Below are 19,390 nucleotides of genomic sequence, written 5' to 3'. Positions count from 1 at the left end.
GGCTACGTTGATCACCTGTAGCCCGGTGTTGAGCGTAGCGATACCCGGGGACGGTTGACGCTCGAAACCCCAGAAAAGCAAGAGCCCGGCACTAGGCCGGGCTCTTGTCTATCGCAGGGCGATGCTTACTGCACTTCCACCGCCAGGCTTTCGGCGATCTTCTTGTTCCAGATCGCAGGACCCGTGATGTGCACCGACTCGCCGTTGCTGTCGACAGCGACGGTGACCGGCATGTCCTTGACCTCGAACTCGTAGATCGCTTCCATGCCCAGCTCGGCGAATGCCAGCACCTTGGACTTCTTGATCGCCTGTGCGACCAGATAGGCGGCGCCACCGACGGCCATCAGGTACACGGCCTTGTTGTCCTTGATCGCGTCGATGGCGGTCGGGCCGCGCTCGGATTTGCCGATCATGCCCAACAGGCCGGTCTGCTCGAGGATCTGCCGGGTGAACTTGTCCATCCGCGTGGCGGTGGTCGGGCCGGCTGGGCCTACCACTTCGTCGCCGATCGGGTCGACCGGGCCCACGTAGTAGATGAAGCGGCCTTTCAGGTCGACCGGCAGTTGTTCACCCTTGTTGAGCATCTCGACCATGCGCTTGTGCGCGGCGTCGCGACCGGTGAGCATCTTGCCGTTGAGCAGGATGGTCTCGCCCGGCTTCCAGCTCTGCACGTCTTCCGGGGTCAGGGTGTCGAGGTCGACGCGGCGCGCCGACGGGCCGGCTTCCCAGACGATTTCCGGGTAGGCGTCCAGGGAAGGCGCTTCCAGCTCGGCCGGGCCGCTGCCATCGAGCACGAAGTGGGCGTGACGGGTGGCGGCGCAGTTGGGGATCATGCACACCGGCAGCGAAGCCGCGTGGGTCGGGTAATCCATGATCTTGACGTCGAGCACGGTGGTCAGGCCGCCCAGGCCCTGGGCGCCGATGCCCAGCTGGTTGACCTTCTCGAATAGCTCCAGACGCAGCTCTTCGATCTTGTTCTGCGGGCCACGGGCCTGCAGTTCATGGATGTCGATGTGCTCCATGAGCACTTCCTTGGCCATCACCGCGGCCTTCTCGGCGGTACCGCCGATGCCGATGCCGAGCATGCCGGGCGGGCACCAGCCGGCGCCCATGGTCGGCACGGTCTTCAGCACCCAATCGACGATCGAGTCGGACGGGTTGAGCATGGCCATCTTCGACTTGTTCTCGGAGCCGCCGCCCTTGGCCGCGACGTCCACTTCCACCTTGTCGCCAGGGACGATGGAGTAGTGGATCACGGCCGGGGTGTTGTCCTTGGTGTTCTTGCGGGCACCGGCCGGGTCGGCCAGGATCGAGGCGCGCAGCACGTTCTCGGGCAGGTTGTAGGCGCGGCGTACGCCTTCGTTGATCATGTCGTCGACGCTCATGGTGGCGCCGTCCCAGCGCACGTCCATGCCGACCTTGACGAATACGGTGACGATGCCGGTGTCCTGGCAGATCGGGCGGTGGCCGGTGGCACACATGCGCGAGTTGATCAGGATCTGCGCCATGGAGTCGCGGGCAGCCGGCGATTCTTCCTTCAGGTAGGCTTCGTGCATCGCCTGGATGAAGTCGACGGGGTGGTAGTAGGAGATGAACTGCAGGGCGTCGGCGACGCTCTGGATCAGGTCGTCTTGCTTGATCACGGTCATGTAGGGCGCTCCCTTGTAGGGCAGGAACTTCAAATGCCGGAGCGTTGCCGGCTCGTTCTAAAAGGCGCGGCAGTATACCGCGCAGGCGGCGCGCGGGACACCCGTTGGGCTGGCGCGATAACTCCACATATTCACTAGGCTTTTGCATGGCGCACGGTTAGAGTGGAGGCCAGTTGCCAGTATGGGAGGGAGCCCATGACCTCCAGCAACCATCCACTCAATCAAAAGACCCTGCAGCGCCTGCTGATCAAGCGCTTCGGCATGGCCGTGGCCACCTACCTGACCCTCTCCGTCGTCGTGCTGGTGGCTTATTTCTGTGGCCTGTTCAGCGCAGCCGGCAATGCGGTCGCGCTGCTGCTGGGCGCTACCGTGATCAGCCAGCTGGCATTTCTCGGCGCTTTTCTCAGTGGTCGCAACCTGGGCTTCGCTGACCCGAGCCTGACTGAGGTGCAGGTGCTGGTTGCCCTGTGCCTGACCACGGCGCTGGTCGCCATGCTCGACCATGGGCGCGGCAGTCTGCTGGTGGTCTACCCGATGTCGATGTTGTTCGGGCTGTTCCAGCTGCGCACCTGGGTGTTCTTTCGCTGCGCGTGCCTGGCCTTCGGCGGTTTCCTGGCCATCAATATCTACGAGTTCCAGGCGGGCACCACCCGGGATCTCGGCCTGGCAGTGCTGCAGGTTTGCGTGCTGGGCCTGGTGCTGGCCTGGCTGAACCTGTTCGCCTGGTACATGCAGCAGATGCGCCAGCGTATGCGCAAGCGCCGCTTCGCCCTGCAGGCGCACCAGGAAACCCTGCGCGGCATGATGCGCCAGCTCGAGGACATGGTGGCCACCGACGAACTCACCGGCCTGTACAACCGCCGGCATTTCCTGCGCATGGCCGCCCAGGCGCTGGAGAGCCTGACGCCCCTGCGCCAGCACGGCCTGGCACTGATCGATCTGGATCACTTCAAGAGCATCAACGACCGGCACGGTCATGCCGCCGGCGACCGCGTGCTGCAAGCTTTCGCCGGCGTGGCCAGCGCCTGTCTGCGCGAAGGTGACGTGATCGCCCGCTACGGTGGCGAGGAGTTCGTCCTGCTGATACCCGATACCGATGCCGATTCCTTCCTGGCCTGCTGCGAGCGCCTGCGCGTGGCGTTCAGTGAGTGCGAGCCGGTTAATGTTAAGGTGCCCAATCTCAGCCTGTCCGTGGGAATGACCCTGGTGACCATGCACGACGATCTCGACGAAGCCCTGCACCGGGCCGACCAGGCGCTCTACCAGGCCAAGCGCAGTGGCCGCAATTGCAGTGCCTCGACCTGGATGTTGGCCGATGCCTGAGCTGCGCTTCGGTGAGCGCCACTGGGAAGTGGCCGCTGCCAGCAATCTGCTCGATGCCTTGCTCGGCGCCGGCGTGGCGGTGCCCTACAGTTGCCGCGCCGGCAGTTGCCAGGCCTGCATGGTGCGCTGCGTGGCGGGCGAGCCGCGCGACGCCAAACCTGACGTCCTCGATTCCGCGCGTCGCGAGCAGGGCTGGCGGCTGGCTTGCCAGTGCAGCGTGGTCGAGCCCTTGCAGGTGGAAGTATTCGACCCGACCCGCGATGGGCTGCCGGCACAGGTACAGGCCCTGGATTGGCTCAGCGAGCGGGTAGTGCGCCTGCGCCTGCAGCCGCAGCAACCCCTGCGCTATCGGGCGGGCCAGCACCTGCTGTTATGGACGGCCGAGGGTATCGCCCGACCATACTCGCTGGCCTGTCTGCCTGGGGAAGACGCCAGCCTGGAATTTCACATCGATTGTGGCCGGCCTGGCGCTTTCTGTGATGCCGCCCGGCAGCTTCAGACGGGCGATAGTCTTCGCCTCGGAGCGCTGAGCGGCGGGGCGCTGCGCTACGACGCTGACTGGCAGGAACGGCCGCTTTGGCTGCTCGGCGCCGGAACCGGCCTGGCGCCCTTGTGGGCCGTGTTGCGCGAGGCGCTGCGTCAGGATCATCAGGGACCGATCCGCGTCGTGCATCTGGCCAGCACGGGTGAAGAGCATTACCTGGCGCAGTCGCTGCGGGAAGTCGCCCTGCATAATCCACGGGTGCAGCTCGAACTGATCGAGGCGGCGCAGTTGCCCGCGTTCCTGTCGACCCTGCGCCTCGCGTCCCGGCAGACGGTGGCCTTGCTCTGCGGCGGTTCCGAGGCGGTGGAGGCGTTCTCACGGCGTCTGTACTTGGCTGGCCTGCCGCGCAGCCAGCTACTGAGCGACCAGTTTGTGCCTCACGCCTGATTATCCGACACACATGAAAAGGCCCGCATCGATGCGGGCCTTCTCGTTGCTGCGCTGATCCTCAGACCAGTGCGTCACCGACATGCAGGATCTTCATGCCGTTGGTGCCGCCGATGGTGTGGTAGCTGTCGCCCTTGGTAAGGATGACCCAGTCGCCTTGCTCGACCAAGCCACGCTTGAGCAGCTCGTCCACCGCTGCCTGGCTGACTTCGCCTGGGGGCAGGGCGGCCGGGTCGAACGGAATGGTGTACACGCCGCGGAACATGGCCGAGCGCGCTTGAGTGTCGCGGTGTGGGGAGAACGAGTAGATCGGCACCGAGGAGCGGATACGCGACATGATCAACGGGGTGTAGCCACTCTCGGTGAGCGCGATGATCGCCTTCACGCCCGGGAAGTGGTTGGCCGTGTACATCGCCGCCAGGGCGATGCTCTCGTCGCAACGCTCGAAGGTTTTGCCGATACGGTGGCTGGAGCTCTTGCCAGTCGGGTGACGCTCGGCGCCCAGGCAGATACGCGCCATGGCCTGCACGGCTTCCAGCGGGTAGGCACCGGCGGCGCTCTCGGCCGACAGCATGACCGCGTCGGTGTAGTCGAGCACGGCGTTGGCTACGTCGGAGACCTCGGCACGGGTCGGCATCGGGTTATGGATCATCGACTCCATCATCTGGGTCGCGACGATCACCGCCTTGTTGTGGCGACGTGCGTGCAGAATGATCTTCTTCTGAATGCCCACCAGCTCGGCGTCGCCGATTTCCACGCCCAGGTCGCCACGGGCCACCATCACCACGTCGCTGGCCTTGATCAGGCCGTCGAGGGTTTCGTCGTCGGCGACCGCTTCGGCACGCTCGATCTTGGCGACCAGCCAGGCCTTGCCGCCAGACTCGTCACGCAGCTGGCGGGCGTATTCCATGTCCGCCGCATCACGCGGGAAGGACACGGCCAGGTAATCCAGGTCCATTTCGGCCGCGAGCTTGATGTCGGCCTTGTCCTTCTCGGTCAGTGCCGGGGCGGTGAGGCCACCACCACGACGGTTGATGCCCTTGTGGTCGGACAGTGGGCCGCCGATCAGTACGACGCATTCGAGGGTATCGGGGGTGGTGCTTTCAACGCGCATGACCACGCGACCATCGTCGAGCAGCAGCTCGTCGCCGACGCCGCAATCCTTGACCAGATCCGGGTAGTCGATACCGACAACCTGCTGGTTGCCCTCGGTCAGTGGATGGCTGGTGGAGAAGGTGAAGCGATCACCGACTTCCAGCTCGATACGCTTGTTGGCGAACTTGGCGATGCGGATCTTCGGGCCTTGCAGGTCGCCCAGCAGGGCCACGTGTCGGCCATGCTTGGCGGCGATGTCGCGTACCAGCTGGGCGCGTGCCTTGTGCTCTTCCGGCGAGCCGTGGGAGAAGTTCAGACGGGCGACATCCAGCCCAGCCAGGATCAGCTTTTCCAGCATCTGCGGCGAGTTGCTGGCTGGGCCGAGGGTGGCGACGATTTTGGTGCGGCGAACGGTCATGCGCGGACTCCTTGATTGAAGCAGACCGCGAGGCTACTACGCCGCCGCGCTGTAGTCATCGTTGCGCTGCACTACTTTTCGGCAGGCAGCTTGACCACCAGCAGGTCGCAGTCCACCGATTCGAGCAGGCGCTCGGCGGTGTGGCCGATGAGGATGGTGTCCAGCCGGCCGCGGGCGATGGCGCCCATCACCAGCAGGTCGATTTCGTGCTTGCGCACGAAGCGCGGCAGCATGTTCTCCGGGGCACCTTCGAGCAGGTGAGCGGCGTCCGGTGCGATTGCGTGCTGGCGCACCAGTTCATCGAATGCCTGATGGTGTTGCTGCGCATCGTCGCTGAGGTACTTCTCGTAAGTGGCCAGCAGTTCGGTATTGTTGAGCAGCGTGCGTGGCAGTGGCGCGTGGCAATGGACGATGTCTGCATGCATGCCCAGGGCCTTGGCAAGCGCCTGGCTGGTCTCGATCAGGTGATGATCGAGGGTGGCTGGCTTGTCGTCCTTGTGCAGCGGATCGACGGCGGTACACAGGTTGTGTCCGCGCCATTCGGCGTGGTGCACCAGCCACAGCGGGAACGGGCAGTGGCGCATCAGTTGCCAGCAGCTGTCGGTCAGCAGCAGGCGGCGTAGCAGATTATTGTGGGCAGCGGACTTGAGCACCAGATCCGGTTGCAGGAGTTCGGCGGCTTCGAGCACCGTTTCGTGCAGGCGTTTACCCCAGCGAACCTCCTGCTGCAGGGCCAGGCCTTCGCTCTGCAGGGGCGCAAGCAATTCCTGCAACCACTTGTTGCGCTGCTCGAGCAGGGCATCCCGGGCTCTGTTCTGCAGGCTGTTTTCCAGCATGCTGCCATCCAGGGCGGCGCTATACTCGACCAGCAGCACGTGCAGCTGCGCCTGGGAGCGGCGGGCCAGCCAGGCGGCACGTTCCAGGGCGGGGTGGCTGGGTTGGCTGGCGTCGATCACGACCAGTAGCTTTTCGAGTTTCATGGGTGCGACCTCGCAACGTGATTTTCTGGCATTGCAGCCCATCCTTAGCGGGCATGCGTTGACCTGAATCAGCCTAGAAGACCGCTACCAATCGTTCATCGTCCAAGCCAATGCAGCATGTTGCGACTGTTCAGTTTTCGCGGACCGCGCCGATACGCTGCTCATTGGAGGAGAAACCCATGCGTATTCTGTTGCTGCTGTGCTGTGTCCTGGTCGTTGGCGGGTGCACCCGCATGTCGCTCGATCACCATCTGAACAAGGCCTACCAGGCTTACGACCGGGGCGATTGCGAAGACGCCTTGCTGTATCTGTCCCAGGCCGAGCGTTCGAGTCGTTCGCGCAGCTATATTCAGCCGGAGATTTCCCTGCTGCGCGGGCAATGCCTGGAGCGGCAGAACCTCTACCTCGATGCGGCGCAGACCTACCAGTTCATCATTGGCCGCTACCCCACCAGTGAATACGCCTTCCGTGCCCGCGCGCGGCTGGAAACCCTGCGTCAGCTCGGCCATCATGGCGTGCCGGAGCCCGCCAAGGTATCGCCTGCCGGAGCGCTCTGACCGCACAGGATTGCTCGCCGGGGGAGAGGCTGCGATGCGCGCGTTGCTAAGTCTGTTGCTGCTACCTTGCCTGGCCTTCGGGCAGGTGTACCGCTGGGTCGATGAAAACGGCCAGGTGCATTTCGGCCAGCAGCCTCAAGACGCCGAGGCGCGGGTGATCGAGGTACGCCCGCAGGTGGTCGAGCGCGACGCTGCCACCCAGGCGCGTGAGCAGCGTGCCGAACGCTACTTCCAGGCGCGCCGCGACGAACAGGCCCAGGCGGCACAGGCTCGCCGTGAGCAGCAGGCGCAACTCGCCAAGGAGTGCGCCCAGCTGCGTGCTCATCTCGCCTCGATGCCCCAAGGGCGTCGCTACTACCAGCCAGGCGCCAATGGCGAACGCCATTATTACAGCGATCAGGAGCTGGACGCCGCGCGGGCCCAGCTCGGCAGCCAGTTGTCAGGCCGCTGCCAATGAGCGCTGGTCAGTTCGCCAAGTAGGCGGCATACTCGGCTAACACTCATAGCGCTCTGCCATCATGAACGCCAATCGCCATATCGAGCGGCATCAACTGCCGTACTACCTGAACGTCTTCAATGCCTTTACCGACAAACCGATCGGTCATCTGGGCAATGTGTCGGCGGATGGCCTGATGCTGATCAGCCAATTGCCGGTACTGGTTGGCGGCTGCTTCGACCTGCGGTTGAAGATCCCGGGTTGCGACGGCTTTCGCTACATCGACTTCACGGCCACCTGCCAGTGGTGCCAGGAAGACGTGACGCCAGGCAGTTTCGATTCGGGGTTCGCACTCGAGGCGCCACCCGAGGACTATCTCGAAATGGTCGAGGCGTTACGTTACTACTTCAGCTTTCACCCGCTCGCGGCATCGGTATGACGGCTTGAAAAGGCCGATCATGCATTGCGTCGCTCGTTCCGCTTCTTTTCTCCCTGCCCGTGTAAGACATTGCTTACACGTACTGTAAGCAAAGATGACGGTTTAGCGCTTGGAAACTGACTCGTTGAAAAATGGTTTTTCTAACTAGTTGAATATAAAGAATTTATTTTATTTTACGGGGCTTTTATTGGCCGGCACCAACCGCTGCCATGGCGTTGTGATAAATCCTTGAGTCGCTAATATCTGAACCGTGCTCAGGGACAAGCACAGGCTGTTAAGGAAAACGGCCAGGACGTCGCGGGATGCGATTCATCAGGATGATGAGTTGGGAGTTTCAGGGAATAGGGACAAAAGAGTGGGCGGGTAAAACCGCCCCTTTTTTTGCCTGCCGAAAAGTGCTCGTGCAGCTTCCCATTTGCTGCCTTGGATCGCCAGGGCGCGATCAGTCCAACTTTTCAGACGCCCATGAAAAATGCCGCACCCGTTCGGGTAGCGGCATTTTCGTCGACGGCTGATGCCGCCTCGCTCAGCGCTCGAGGTGCTGCAGCTTGTCTTTCACACCATCCCACTCTTCGGCATCGGGCAGGGCGTCTTTGCGCTCGGTGATGTTCGGCCAGACTTCTGCCAGCTCGGCGTTGAGCTCGATGTATTCCTGCATGCCATCGGGTATCTCGTCTTCGGAGAAGATGGCCTGTGCCGGGCACTCGGGCTCGCAAAGCGCGCAGTCGATGCACTCATCCGGGTGGATCACCAGGAAGTTCGGGCCCTCGTAGAAGCAGTCCACCGGACAGACTTCCACGCAGTCGGTGTACTTGCACTTGATGCAGTTGTCGGTGACGACGAAGGTCATTTCTAGTTTTCTCCTCGGGCTACGGCAGCGAGCGGTTTCTGAATCGGCCGCTCTTAGGCTCTGGAATGGGCTGCGGGCCAGGCTAACAAGCCGTCGAAAACTACCTGCGTTGGCAATACTGCGTTAAAAACGGCCAAAAAATGCTCATTTACAGCCTGTAAACTGCGCTTTTTCGGCCGTTTTTGCCTTGTCTTGCCTGCCTCGCCTACGTTTTCAACGGCCTGCTAAAGGCCGCAGCGCTCCCGGAGCGCGCGGGATTCTATCAGCTAGTTGGCTCCGGCGTTAGACCCGCGCCTTCCATGCATATAACAGTTCGAGTGCCTTGCGTGGGCTAAGGTCATCCGGATTGACCAGCTGCAGCTCCTCGAGCACGGGGTGCGGCAGGCTGGCGAACAGGTCGCTTTGCATCGGTGCAGCCGGCTGCCCTGCACCTTGCGGCGGCAGGTCGTGGGGCAGGCTGGTGGTTTCCAGGCGGGCCAGGTGTTCACGGGCACGCAGGATTACCGGGCCCGGTACGCCCGCCAGCTGCGCCACGGCCAGGCCATAGCTCTGGCTGGCCGGGCCGGGTAGCACGTGGTGCAGGAAGACGATGCGCTCGTTGTGCTCGGTGGCATTGAGGTGCACGTTAGCCACCGCCGGCTGGCTTTCCGGCAGCACGGTGAGTTCGAAGTAATGGGTGGCGAACAGCGTGTAGGCGCGCAGACTGGCCAGTTGCTCGGCCGCTGCCCAGGCCAGCGACAGGCCGTCGAAGGTGCTGGTACCGCGGCCCACTTCGTCCATCAGCACCAGGCTGCGGTCGCTGGCGTTATGCAGGATGTTGGCGGTTTCGCTCATCTCCACCATGAAGGTCGAGCGGCCGCCGGCCAGGTCGTCGCTGGAGCCGATGCGGGTGAAAATGCGGTCGACCATCGACAGCTCGCAGCGCGCCGCCGGTACGAAGCTGCCGATATGGGCGAGCAGCACGATCAGTGCGGTCTGGCGCATGTAGGTCGACTTACCGCCCATGTTCGGGCCGGTGATGATCAGCATCCGCGTGGCGTCGTCGAGCTTCAGGTCGTTGGCGACGAACGGTGTGGTCAGCACCTGCTCGACCACCGGGTGGCGACCCTGCTCGATCAGCATGCACGGCTCGTCGACGAAGCGCGGGCGATTGAGGTCCAGGTTCAGGGCACGTTCGGCCAGGTTGCTCAGCACGTCCAGTTCGGCCAGCGCGGCGGCGCTGTCCTGCAGCGGCCCGAGGTGGCCGATCAGGCGCTCGAGCAGTTCTTCGTAGAGCTGCTTCTCACGGGCCAGCGCGCGGCTCTTGGCCGACAGCGCCTTGTCTTCGAACTCCTTGAGCTCGGGGGTGATGAAGCGCTCGGCGCCCTTGAGCGTCTGGCGACGGATATAGTCGGCCGGCGCCGACTCGGCCTGCTTGCTCGGCAGTTCGATGAAGTAACCATGCACGCGGTTGTAGCCGACCTTGAGGTTGGCCAGGCCGGTACGGGCCTTCTCGCGGGTTTCCAGATCCATCAGGTACTGACCGGCGTTCTCGCTGAGCGACTGCAGCTCGTCGAGTTCGGCGTCATAGCCGGTTTTCAGCACGCCACCATCGCGAATCACCGCTGGCGGGTTGTCGATGATCGCCGTCGCGAGTAGCTCGGCCAGTTCCGGGTAGGTGCTGACGGTGCCTGCCAGCGCGGTCAGGTGGGCGCAGTCGAGCTGGGCCATGGCCTGTTGCAGCTCGGGCAGGGCGCCAAGGGCATCGCGCAGGCGTGCCAGATCCCGCGGGCGCGCATTACGCAGGCCGATACGGGCAAGAATACGCTCCAGGTCGCCGATTTCCTTGAGCTGCGGCTGCAGGGTTTCGAAACGGTAGCGATCCAGAAGGCAGGCTATCGACTCCTGGCGGGCTTCGAGCACTGCGCGGTCACGCAGCGGACGGTTCAGCCAGCGGCCGAGCAGGCGGCTGCCCATGGCGGTCTGACAGCGGTCGACCACCGATTGCAGGGTGTTGTCGCGGCCGCCGGCGAGGTTGACGTCCAGTTCCAGGTTGCGGCGGCTGGCGCCGTCGAGGATGACCGTATCGTCGATGCGTTCATGGCGCAGGCTGCGCAGGTGGGGCAGGGCAGTGCGCTGGGTTTCCTTGGCATAGGCCAGCAGGCAGCCGGCTGCACCGATGGCCAGCGTCAGGGTTTCGCAGCCGAAGCCTTTGAGGTCCTGGGTGCCGAACTGCTGGCACAGGCTCTTCTGGGCCGTGTCGCGCTCGAAATCCCAGGGCGCACGGCGACGCGAGCCACGGCGCTTCTCGGCCGGCAGGCCCTGGGGCCAGTCATCGGGAATCAGCAACTCGGCCGGGTTGAGGCGCTCGAGTTCGGCCAGCAGGTTTTCCCAGCCTTTTATCTCCAGCACGCTGAAGCGGCCGCTGGTGATGTCCAGCACGGCAAGGCCGAACAGGCGCTCCTCACCCAATACGGCAGCCAGCAGGTTGTCGCGGTGTTCGTCGAGCAGCGCTTCGTCGCTGATGGTGCCCGGGGTGATGATGCGCACCACCTGGCGTTCCACCGGGCCCTTGCTGGTGGCCGGGTCGCCGATCTGCTCGCAGATGACCACCGACTCGCCGAGCTTGACCAGTTTGGCCAGGTAGCCCTCGACCGAGTGGAACGGAATACCGCACATCGGAATCGACTGGCCCGCCGACTGCCCGCGGGCGGTCAGGGTGATGTCCAGCAATTTGGCGGCTTTCTTGGCGTCCTCGTAGAAGATCTCGTAGAAGTCACCCATGCGATAGAACATCAGCTGGTCCGGGTGCTGATTCTTCAGCCGCCAATACTGCTGCATCATCGGGGTGTGAGAACTGAGGTCGCTTTGGCTCATCGTGTCGAGTGTCCGGCTGAATCGCAAAAGCGCGTAGTGTACGGTATCGACCCCTCCCGCTTTAACCCCGGAGCGCAGATGAATATCGATGAACGGTCCATCACCGGGCTCGCCGCCCGTCTCGGCCAGGCGCTGCTGGCCGAGGACGCTCAGGTCACCACCGCCGAGTCCTGCACCGGTGGTGGCATCGCCGAGGCCATAACCCGTGTGGCGGGCAGCTCGGCCTGGTTCGAGGCTGGCTTCGTCACCTATTCCAATGCCCAGAAAACCCGCCAGCTAGGCGTGCCCGAAGCACACTTCGGCACGGTAGGCGCGGTCAGTCGCGAGGTGGTCGAGGCCATGGTGCGCGGCGCCCAGGCCCAGAGTGGCGCGCGCTATGCCACGGCAGTCAGCGGCGTCGCCGGGCCGGGCGGCGGTAGCCTGGAGAAGCCGGTCGGCACCGTGTGGATCGCCTGGGGCGATGGCGACACATTGTTCAGCCGGCGCTTCCAGTTCCCCGGCGGTCGGGATGCCGTGCGTTTGCAAACCGTGGAAGCGGCGTTGCAGGGCCTGTTGCGACTACTGGTCGAAGAAAATCCTGCTGCGGGGTAGGCGAGTGCCGAACCCTGTGGAATAATACTGTCTACTTATACAGTTATTGGCCGTCAGGCCCTTCTGATCACGTGAGGAATACAATGGACGAGAACAAGAAGCGCGCGTTGGCGGCTGCCCTGGGCCAGATCGAGAAACAGTTCGGCAAGGGCGCGGTCATGCGCATGGGCGATCACGACCGTCAGGCCATTCCGGCCATTTCCACCGGCTCCCTGGGCCTCGACATCGCGCTTGGCATTGGCGGCTTGCCGAAAGGCCGGATCGTGGAAATCTACGGCCCGGAATCCTCGGGTAAGACCACGCTGACCCTGCAGGTCATCGCCGAAGCGCAGAAGGCAGGCGCCACCTGTGCCTTCGTCGACGCCGAGCACGCGCTGGACCCCGACTACGCCGGCAAGCTGGGCGTCAACGTCGACGACCTGCTGGTCTCGCAGCCGGATACCGGTGAGCAGGCCCTGGAAATCACCGACATGCTGGTGCGCTCCAACGCCATCGACGTGATCATCGTCGACTCCGTTGCCGCCCTGGTGCCGAAAGCGGAAATCGAAGGTGAGATGGGCGACATGCACGTCGGCCTGCAGGCGCGTCTGATGTCCCAAGCGCTGCGCAAGATCACCGGCAACATCAAGAACGCCAACTGCCTGGTGATCTTCATCAACCAGATCCGCATGAAGATCGGCGTGATGTTCGGTAGCCCGGAAACCACCACAGGTGGTAACGCCCTGAAGTTCTACGCCTCGGTTCGCCTCGACATCCGCCGCACTGGCGCGGTGAAAGAGGGCGACGAAGTGGTCGGTAGCGAAACCCGTGTGAAAGTGGTGAAGAACAAGGTCGCTCCGCCGTTCCGCCAAGCCGAGTTCCAGATTCTCTACGGCAAGGGCATCTACCGTAACGGCGAGATCATCGACCTCGGCGTGCAGCAGGGTCTGGTCGAAAAATCCGGCGCCTGGTACAGCTACAAGGGCAACAAGATCGGTCAGGGCAAGGCCAACGCCGCCAAGTTCCTGGAAGACAACGTGGAAGTGGCCCGCGAGATCGAAGGCCAGATCCGCGACAAGCTGCTGGTGGTGTCCGGCCCTGCCAAGGCCAATGCCACGGCTGCTGACCTGGTGGATACCGAAGCCGACTTCTGATGCCCGCTGTTCTGGATAACGTCGCGGCGGTGCGGCATGCCGCCATGGATCTGCTGGCGCGTCGCGAACACGGGCGCGTCGAACTGGCGCGCAAGTTGCGCCAGCGCGGAGCCAGCGACGAGCACATCGAAACGGCCCTCGATCGCCTGAGCGAGGAGGGGCTGTTGTCCGAGGCGCGTTATCTGGAGAGTTTCATCGGTTACCGGGCGCGCTCGGGTTTCGGCCCGCAGCGCATCCGCGATGATCTTTCCCAGCGTGGCCTGGCGCGAGCGGATGTCGACCAGGCGCTGCGCGACAGCGGTATTGATTGGCACGAAGGCTTGCGGGAAACCTGGCAACGCAAGTTCGCTGGTCAATTGCCTCACGATGCTCGCGAGCGAGCCAAGCAGATGCGTTTTCTGGTCTATCGCGGTTATCCGATGGATCTGGTCGGCCAGCTGCTGCGCGGCGCGTTCGACGACTGACCCTCACCCGTGGCTCGGTTCGCCACTCTGACGCCCAGGCGTCCCTTTCCTTTTGACGCTGTGTTCAGCTCAGCCAATGCTGTGGCTGGTTGATCACGTCGAGCAATTCCCGCAAACGTCCCGCATTACGCCCGCTAAAGGCGAACGTCAGCCTTGGCAGTTCATGCAGCTCGGCGCCGTCGACGAGTTCGTCACCGGCTGGTTGCTGCTGGATGTCGCCATGCTTGCACAGGTCGCTGAACTGCAGGTTCAAATGCGCCAGCGCGGCTTCGCTCAGCGGATGGCGCATGCGTACCACGAACTGATCCTGCAGCCAGCGGCTGGAATGGTAGTTGGCGTAGAAACGATCGATTTCCCGGGCGGCCGACTCGGCGTCGTGTACCAGGCGCATCAGGTTCAGGTCACTGGACAGGATGTAGCCGTTGCTGTCCAGGTTCTGCTGGATGTAATCGAGCAAGCCCTGCCAGAAGGTGCCATGCGGCTCGTCGAGCAGGATCACAGGCACCAGCGGGCTCTTGCCGGTCTGGATCAGGGTGATGACTTCCAGGGCTTCATCCAGGGTGCCGAAGCCGCCCGGGCAGAGCACCAGGGCGTCGGCTTCCTTGACGAAGAACAGCTTGCGCAGAAAGAAGAAATGGAAGGACAGCAGATTGTCGCTGCCTTTCATGACCGCATTGGCGGATTGCTCGAAGGGCAGGGTGATGTTGAAGCCCAGGCTGTTGTCGCGGCCCGCGCCTTCATGGGCGGCGGCCATGATGCCGCCACCGGCACCGGTGATCACCATCAGGTCATGGCGGGCGAGTGTCTCGCCCAGTTCCCGCGCCAGGGCGTAGACCGGATGACCGGGTTGGGTGCGCGCGGAGCCGAACACGGTGACCTTGCGGCGATGGCGAAAACGATCGAGCATGGCGAACGCTCGCTCCAGTTCACGCAGGGTCTGCAGCATGATCTTGGCGTCCCAGCGATTGCGGTCGGCCTGGGCCATGCGCGCCACGGTGGCGAGCATTTCCCGGTACAGCTCGACGTTGGCGCTGCCAGCCGGCGTTATCCGCGTTGCCAGGGCGTCCAGATCAGCTGCCAGTGCATCGCCGCTCGCCGGCAGGTTGCCATTCGCGTGGTCGTCCATTGCGCTACTCCTTATGCGTCAATGCCCCGAGTTCTAGCACAATCCCATGACTTACAGGCGGCAGTCGGCCTTGCCGAATCGCTCGGTGGTGATGGGGCGGTTGCTCTGGATCTCGCTGAACTCATAGCGCAGCACCGCACCGCTGGCCAGCAGCTTGCGAAAGCCCGGATTGCTGCACACGCTGTTGGTCAGCTGGGCGCGGACGGTATCGGGGTTGCCGCGCATCTGCGAGGCGTGGGAGGGGCGAACGCTGAGGTGATTGATCAGCTCGTTGCCTTCGACGGTGTAGCCACGGTCGAGAATGTCTTCGTTGATGGCGCGCGGCGTGCCGGCGCTGCTTTCCTTGGCCACCTTTTCCAGGGTTTTGGTGAGCTCGTAATCCTTGAGCGACGCAGCATGAGCGGCTGGCAGGAGCAGGCTGGCGAGGAGAACGGATAGGGCGATACGCTGCATGGGCAGACTCCTGAAGGCAGTGAGCGGTAATAGACCGGGCTCTTCTGGTTATGTTCGTTCTGGCGAATCAAGTCGGCAGCCGGTGATCGATGTTACCAAGCTTGTCGCCGCTGCGGCGTGCGTATTGAGCGGCACCGTGCGGCCAGCACTTGGTAAACTAGTCGTCCCTCCTGCCAGCGATTCTGCCAGTCATGTATTCCCCTGCTTTTCATCACGTGATCTCCAGCAAGCCGGGCGTTCGCCCATGAGCCACGCTGTCCACGCTTTACGCGCCGCGCGCCTGGCCCGTAGCGTCAAACCGTTCCTGGCCCGGGGCTCTCGTGCGGCGCGTTGCTCACGGTGTCGGCTGGCCAGCAGCCACTGCCTGTGCGCGTGGAAGCCGCAGGTTCCTGCGCGTGCGGGTGTGTGCCTGGTGATGCACGATGTCGAGGCGCTGAAACCGAGCAATACAGGCTGGCTGATCGCCGACGTGGTGGCCGATACCTCGGCCTTCGGCTGGTCGCGAACCGAGGTCGACCCGGCGTTGCCGACCTTGCTCGATGACGAGCAGTGGCAGCCCTATCTGGTATTTCCTGGCGAATACGCCGAGCCCGAGCGGGTAGTGACCTCCGTGCAGCCGGCGGCCGGCAAGCGACCGCTGTTCGTGCTGCTCGATGCCACCTGGACGCAGGCGCGCAAGATGTTTCGCAAGAGCCCTTATCTGGACGGCCTGCCGGTTCTCAGCCTGCAGCCGGAGACGCTGTCGCGCTATCGGTTACGGCGCTCCAAGCGCGACGATCACCTGTGCACTGCCGAGGTCGCGGCCATGTGCCTGGAGTTGGCCGATGACGAGCGCGCTGCCGATGCCCTGAACGCCTATCTGGACGTATTCAGCGAGCATTACCTGGCCTCCAAGGCGCCCCGCGCCGTGAACCTCGACGACGACCTGCACGCGCGCCTCAAGCCCTTTCTTTGATGCTTGCCGGCTTTGGCCACAGCTGGGCGAGCAGCATGCCGGCGAACATCAGCGTGCAGCCGACGTAGCCGCGCGAGGAAAGCGACTCGCCCAGCAGCAATGCCCCGGCGATGGCTGCGAACACAGCCTCCAGGGACAGAATGATCGCCGCATGGGAGGCAATCGCATGCTTCTGGGCGACGACCTGCAAGGTAAAGCCCAACGCCACGCCAAAGATGCCGCTGTAGAGAATCGCGGGCAGCGCCTGGGTGATCTCGGCGCCGGGCAGCCGTTCGAAGATCAGGGCCAGGGCAAGGCTGATCACCGCGCAGGTGATGAACTGCACCAGGGCCAGGACCAGCGCATCGTGGCGGGCGGCGAAAACTCCCACCAGCAGCACGTGAATGCCCCACACTAAGGCGCCGGCTAGTTGCAGCAGGTCGCCTGAAGCGACTTGGAAGCCTTCACCGACGCTGAGCAGGAACATGCCGAGCACTGCCAGCGAAGCGCCCAGCCAGATGCCCAGCCCGGTCTTGTGGCCCAGCAGCAGGCCGAGCAGGGGCACCACGATGACATAGAGGCCGGTGATGAAGCCCGAGTTGGTGACGCTGGTGAACAGCAGGCCAACCTGCTGCAGGTTGATGCCCAGCGCCAGCACTGCACCCATCAGGCTGCCGCCAAGCAGCACCGGGCGGCTGATGGGCGAGGCCGGTTGAGCGCTGCGGTGACGCAGCAGCATGATCACCGGCAGCAGCACCACCACCGCCAGGGCGAATCGCAGGCCGCTGTACAGGAACGGCCCGATGGCATCCATTCCCAGCCGCTGGGCGACGAAAGACGAGCCCCAGATCATCGCGGTGACCAGCATCAGCAGGTCGGCGCGCAGCGCGTGGTTGGGCATGGTGGTGAGCTCCCTGCAAAAAGGGCGCAGACTTTGCCGCAAAGCGCTGCGCTTGACCACCCCGCCTGCGCTCGGCATGCTGGTGGGCGCCGTACGTCACGCTGTCAGGCAGATGGGGTCTGCAGCACGGTATGCCTATAAAAAGAACAGGATCTGCCATGGTCGCTTACGAAATCCTGATAGCTGATGATCATCCGCTGTTTCGCAGCGCGCTGCAGCAAGCCCTGACGATGGGCCTCGGCTCCGGCGTGCGCTTGGTGGAAGTCGCCAGCATCGCCGAGCTGGAAGCCCGGCTGGCCGAGAAGACCGATTGGGATCTGGTCCTTCTCGACCTCAACATGCCCGGTGCCTACGGGTTCTCCGGGCTGGTGTTGTTACGCGGCCAGTACCCGCAGATTCCGGTGGTGATGATCTCCGCCCAGGAAGACGCGGCGGTGGTGGTGCGTTCCCGTGAGTTCGGCGCCAGCGGTTTCATTCCCAAATCCAGCTCCCTCGAAGTGATCCAGCAGGCCGTGCGCCAGGTGCTGGAAGGCGAAGTCTGGTGGCCGCCGCAAAGTGAGGAGGCGATCAGCCTGTCCAGCGAGGCCAAGGCCGCCAGTGCCGGCCTTGCCAGCCTCACGCCGCAGCAGTTCCGGGTGCTGACCATGGTCTGCGAAGGTCTGCTGAACAAGCAGATCGCCTACGAGCTGAGCGTTTCCGAAGCGACGGTGAAGGCCCATGTGACGGCCATTTTCCGCAAGCTCGGGGTGCGCACCCGAACCCAGGCAGCGCTGTTGTTGCAGCAATTGGAATCGGTGCCGGCCGCCTAATGCGTTTGTGGCGCATTTCACGAGATTTTCACGGTGCGCTCGCGTACCCTGCGCGCCTTTCTCTGCCATAGCTCATTGCCCATGTCGCCGTTCAAAGGACAAACCGGTTTAAAGCGTATTCTCAATGCCGCGGGCTATTCGCTCGATGGCCTGCGCGCGGCCTTCACGGGCGAAGCGGCATTTCGCCAGTTGGTGCTGCTCAACGTGGTGCTGATTCCCGTTGCGCTGCTGCTCGATGTCAGCCGCGTCGAGCGCGCGCTGATGGTTGCCGTGTGCCTGCTGGCGCTGATCGTCGAACTGCTCAATTCGGCGGTCGAAGCGGCCATCGACCGCATTTCCCTGGACCTGCATCCACTGTCCAAGACCGCCAAGGACATGGGCAGCGCTGCGCAGTTGGTGTCCCTGACGCTGATCGCCAGCGTATGGGCGCTGATCCTGCTCGGCTAGCGGCTAGCGCACCGCTGGCAGCACGATCTCGTCGCTACGGCGGATGCCGGCGGTCAGCGCCCGGCACATGTCGAGAAATTCACGCATGGCGGCGGTCTGGTATTTCTGTCGGTGCCAGATGAAATAGAACTGCCGGCGCAGATCCAGATCCGGCGTTTCCACGGGAACCAGGCTGCCACGGCGAAAGGCATCGCGCAGCGCCAGTCGTGAAATGCAGCTGATGCCCAGGCCCGATTCCACCGCACGCTTGATCGCCTCGGTATGTTCCAGCTCGAGGCGTACGTTGAGCGCGTCGGAGTGGTGGCGCATGGCCTGATCGAAGGTCAGGCGCGTTCCGGAGCCCTGTTCGCGCAGTATCCAGTCCTCGCCGCTCAATTCGCGGATGCCGGCATGCCCGCGTTTGGCCAGCGGATGCTGCGGCGCGCAGAACACCACCAGCTCATCCTCGACCCAGCTCTGTACCTCGATGTCCGGGTGATTGCAGTCACCCTCGATTAGACCCAGGTCAATTTCATAGTGAGCCACCTGCTGCACGATATGTGCGGTGTTCTGCACGTGGAGTTTCACTTGGCTCTCCGGATGCACTTTCATGAAACCGCCGATCAGCAAGGTGGCCAGGTAGTTGCCGATGGTCAGCGTGGCGCCGACGGCCAGCGAGCCGAAGCCTGATTTGCCGTTGAGCAGGTCTTCGATCTCCTTGGCCTGGTCGAGGAGGGCGACCGCCTGGGGCAGCAGTTGGCGGCCCAGGGCGTTGAGGCTCAGGCGTTTACCGGCGCGGTCGAACAGCTGGCAGCTGGATTGCCGTTCCAGCTCGCTGATCGAGGTGCTGGCCGCCGATTGCGACAGGGCCAGTTGGGAGCCGGCCTTGGAGACGCTTTCCTGCTGGGCGACGGCGACGAATACCTGGAGTTGACGTAGCGTAAATCGCATATCTATATAACCGATAACCCATATCTTGATAATTCATTTAACAGATATTCTGGCCGCGATTAGAATGC

The 19,390-nt window shown here is 63.5% G+C and carries 20 protein-coding genes; 11 read left to right on the top strand and 9 right to left on the bottom strand.

Annotation, left to right across the window (positions count from 1 at the left end; all coding sequences use genetic code 11):
• Positions 1-125: 125 nt before the first annotated feature.
• A complete protein-coding gene (locus BVH06_RS14875) occupies positions 126-1,649 on the bottom strand; it encodes a fumarate hydratase (protein WP_075932660.1) in 1,524 nt (507 codons plus the stop codon).
• Between the two features lie 195 nt (positions 1,650-1,844).
• Between BVH06_RS14875 and BVH06_RS14870 the strand changes: the two genes are divergently transcribed.
• Complete coding sequence (locus tag BVH06_RS14870; RefSeq protein ID WP_075934557.1) at positions 1,845-2,972, top strand: diguanylate cyclase; 1,128 nt, start codon at positions 1,845-1,847, stop codon at positions 2,970-2,972.
• Positions 2,965-3,903 carry an iron-sulfur-binding ferredoxin reductase gene (locus tag BVH06_RS14865; protein ID WP_075934556.1) on the top strand — a complete coding sequence of 313 codons (939 nt, stop codon included), beginning with the start codon at positions 2,965-2,967 and terminating at the stop codon, positions 3,901-3,903. The genes BVH06_RS14870 and BVH06_RS14865 overlap by 8 nt, the downstream gene beginning before the upstream one ends.
• 61 nt (positions 3,904-3,964) lie before the next feature.
• Here the strand turns inward: BVH06_RS14865 and pyk are convergent, their stop codons facing one another.
• Both pyk and BVH06_RS14855 read right to left on the bottom strand, forming a co-directional pair.
• The gene (pyk, locus tag BVH06_RS14860; RefSeq protein ID WP_075934555.1) at positions 3,965-5,416 is read right to left on the bottom strand and encodes a pyruvate kinase; all 1,452 of its coding nucleotides are present in this window, start codon (positions 5,414-5,416) and stop codon (positions 3,965-3,967) included.
• Between the two features lie 71 nt (positions 5,417-5,487).
• A complete protein-coding gene (locus BVH06_RS14855; protein ID WP_075932664.1) occupies positions 5,488-6,396 on the bottom strand; it encodes a universal stress protein in 909 nt (302 codons plus the stop codon).
• Positions 6,397-6,575: 179 nt separating this feature from the next.
• Here BVH06_RS14855 and BVH06_RS14850 point away from each other — a divergent pair, with 179 nt between their 5' ends.
• The 3 genes from BVH06_RS14850 to BVH06_RS14840 all read left to right on the top strand — a co-directional run bounded on the left by BVH06_RS14850 (position 6,576) and on the right by BVH06_RS14840 (position 7,828).
• Positions 6,576-6,953 (top strand): tol-pal system YbgF family protein, encoded by a 378-nt coding sequence (locus tag BVH06_RS14850; RefSeq protein WP_075932665.1) that lies wholly within the window; start codon positions 6,576-6,578, stop codon positions 6,951-6,953.
• Between the two features lie 34 nt (positions 6,954-6,987).
• On the top strand, positions 6,988-7,410 hold the full coding sequence (locus BVH06_RS14845) for a DUF4124 domain-containing protein (RefSeq protein ID WP_075934554.1): 423 nt from the start codon (positions 6,988-6,990) through the stop codon (positions 7,408-7,410).
• Between the two features lie 61 nt (positions 7,411-7,471).
• Entirely contained in the window at positions 7,472-7,828 is a 357-nt protein-coding gene (locus BVH06_RS14840) for a PilZ domain-containing protein (RefSeq protein WP_075934553.1), read from the top strand.
• Positions 7,829-8,354: 526 nt separating this feature from the next.
• Here the strand turns inward: BVH06_RS14840 and fdxA are convergent.
• Both fdxA and mutS read right to left on the bottom strand, forming a co-directional pair.
• Positions 8,355-8,678, bottom strand: a complete 324-nt coding sequence (gene fdxA, locus BVH06_RS14835) for a ferredoxin FdxA (protein ID WP_070885600.1) — start codon at positions 8,676-8,678, stop codon at positions 8,355-8,357.
• Between the two features lie 282 nt (positions 8,679-8,960).
• Positions 8,961-11,534 carry a DNA mismatch repair protein MutS gene (gene mutS / locus BVH06_RS14830; RefSeq protein WP_075934552.1) on the bottom strand — a complete coding sequence of 858 codons (2,574 nt, stop codon included), beginning with the start codon at positions 11,532-11,534 and terminating at the stop codon, positions 8,961-8,963.
• A 78-nt stretch (positions 11,535-11,612) separates the two neighbouring features.
• Between mutS and BVH06_RS14825 the strand changes: the two genes are divergently transcribed.
• The 3 genes from BVH06_RS14825 (at position 11,613) to recX (ending at position 13,722) form a co-directional block, all read left to right on the top strand.
• A complete protein-coding gene (locus BVH06_RS14825) occupies positions 11,613-12,125 on the top strand; it encodes a CinA family protein (protein ID WP_075934551.1) in 513 nt (170 codons plus the stop codon).
• A gap of 83 nt (positions 12,126-12,208) precedes the next feature.
• Entirely contained in the window at positions 12,209-13,258 is a 1,050-nt protein-coding gene (gene recA, locus BVH06_RS14820; protein ID WP_075932670.1) for a recombinase RecA, read from the top strand.
• The gene (gene recX / locus BVH06_RS14815; protein ID WP_075934550.1) at positions 13,258-13,722 is read left to right on the top strand and encodes a recombination regulator RecX; all 465 of its coding nucleotides are present in this window, start codon (positions 13,258-13,260) and stop codon (positions 13,720-13,722) included. The genes recA and recX overlap by 1 nt, the downstream gene beginning before the upstream one ends.
• A gap of 64 nt (positions 13,723-13,786) precedes the next feature.
• On the opposite strand, the gene BVH06_RS14810 is transcribed toward recX, so the two are convergent.
• The gene (locus tag BVH06_RS14810; RefSeq protein WP_075934549.1) at positions 13,787-14,848 is read right to left on the bottom strand and encodes an LOG family protein; all 1,062 of its coding nucleotides are present in this window, start codon (positions 14,846-14,848) and stop codon (positions 13,787-13,789) included.
• 51 nt (positions 14,849-14,899) lie between these two features.
• Positions 14,900-15,301: a quorum-sensing-regulated virulence factor family protein gene (locus BVH06_RS14805; RefSeq protein WP_075934548.1), complete on the bottom strand. Its 402-nt coding sequence runs from the start codon at positions 15,299-15,301 to the stop codon at positions 14,900-14,902.
• A 244-nt stretch (positions 15,302-15,545) separates the two neighbouring features.
• Between BVH06_RS14805 and BVH06_RS14800 the strand changes: the two genes are divergently transcribed.
• The gene (locus BVH06_RS14800; protein ID WP_075934547.1) at positions 15,546-16,256 is read left to right on the top strand and encodes a tRNA-uridine aminocarboxypropyltransferase; all 711 of its coding nucleotides are present in this window, start codon (positions 15,546-15,548) and stop codon (positions 16,254-16,256) included.
• On the opposite strand, the gene BVH06_RS14795 is transcribed toward BVH06_RS14800, so the two are convergent.
• Positions 16,240-17,136 (bottom strand): DMT family transporter, encoded by an 897-nt coding sequence (locus tag BVH06_RS14795; protein WP_075934546.1) that lies wholly within the window; start codon positions 17,134-17,136, stop codon positions 16,240-16,242. The two genes, BVH06_RS14800 and BVH06_RS14795, sit on opposite strands and share 17 nt — an antisense overlap.
• A 158-nt stretch (positions 17,137-17,294) precedes the next feature.
• Here BVH06_RS14795 and erdR point away from each other — a divergent pair, with 158 nt between their 5' ends.
• Together erdR and BVH06_RS14785 are read left to right on the top strand one after the other, a co-directional pair.
• Positions 17,295-17,945, top strand: a complete 651-nt coding sequence (gene erdR / locus BVH06_RS14790) for a response regulator transcription factor ErdR (protein ID WP_075932676.1) — start codon at positions 17,295-17,297, stop codon at positions 17,943-17,945.
• 75 nt (positions 17,946-18,020) lie between these two features.
• The gene (locus BVH06_RS14785) at positions 18,021-18,392 is read left to right on the top strand and encodes a diacylglycerol kinase (RefSeq protein ID WP_177345397.1); all 372 of its coding nucleotides are present in this window, start codon (positions 18,021-18,023) and stop codon (positions 18,390-18,392) included.
• A gap of 3 nt (positions 18,393-18,395) precedes the next feature.
• On the opposite strand, the gene BVH06_RS14780 is transcribed toward BVH06_RS14785, so the two are convergent.
• Complete coding sequence (locus BVH06_RS14780; RefSeq protein WP_075934544.1) at positions 18,396-19,322, bottom strand: LysR family transcriptional regulator; 927 nt, start codon at positions 19,320-19,322, stop codon at positions 18,396-18,398.
• Positions 19,323-19,390 lie beyond the last annotated feature (68 nt).

The sequence above is a fragment of the Pseudomonas sp. PA27(2017) genome (assembly GCF_001945445.1).
In the GTDB taxonomy this organism is placed as follows: domain Bacteria; phylum Pseudomonadota; class Gammaproteobacteria; order Pseudomonadales; family Pseudomonadaceae; genus Aquipseudomonas.
This window is presented reverse-complemented; position numbering and strand designations above follow the sequence as displayed.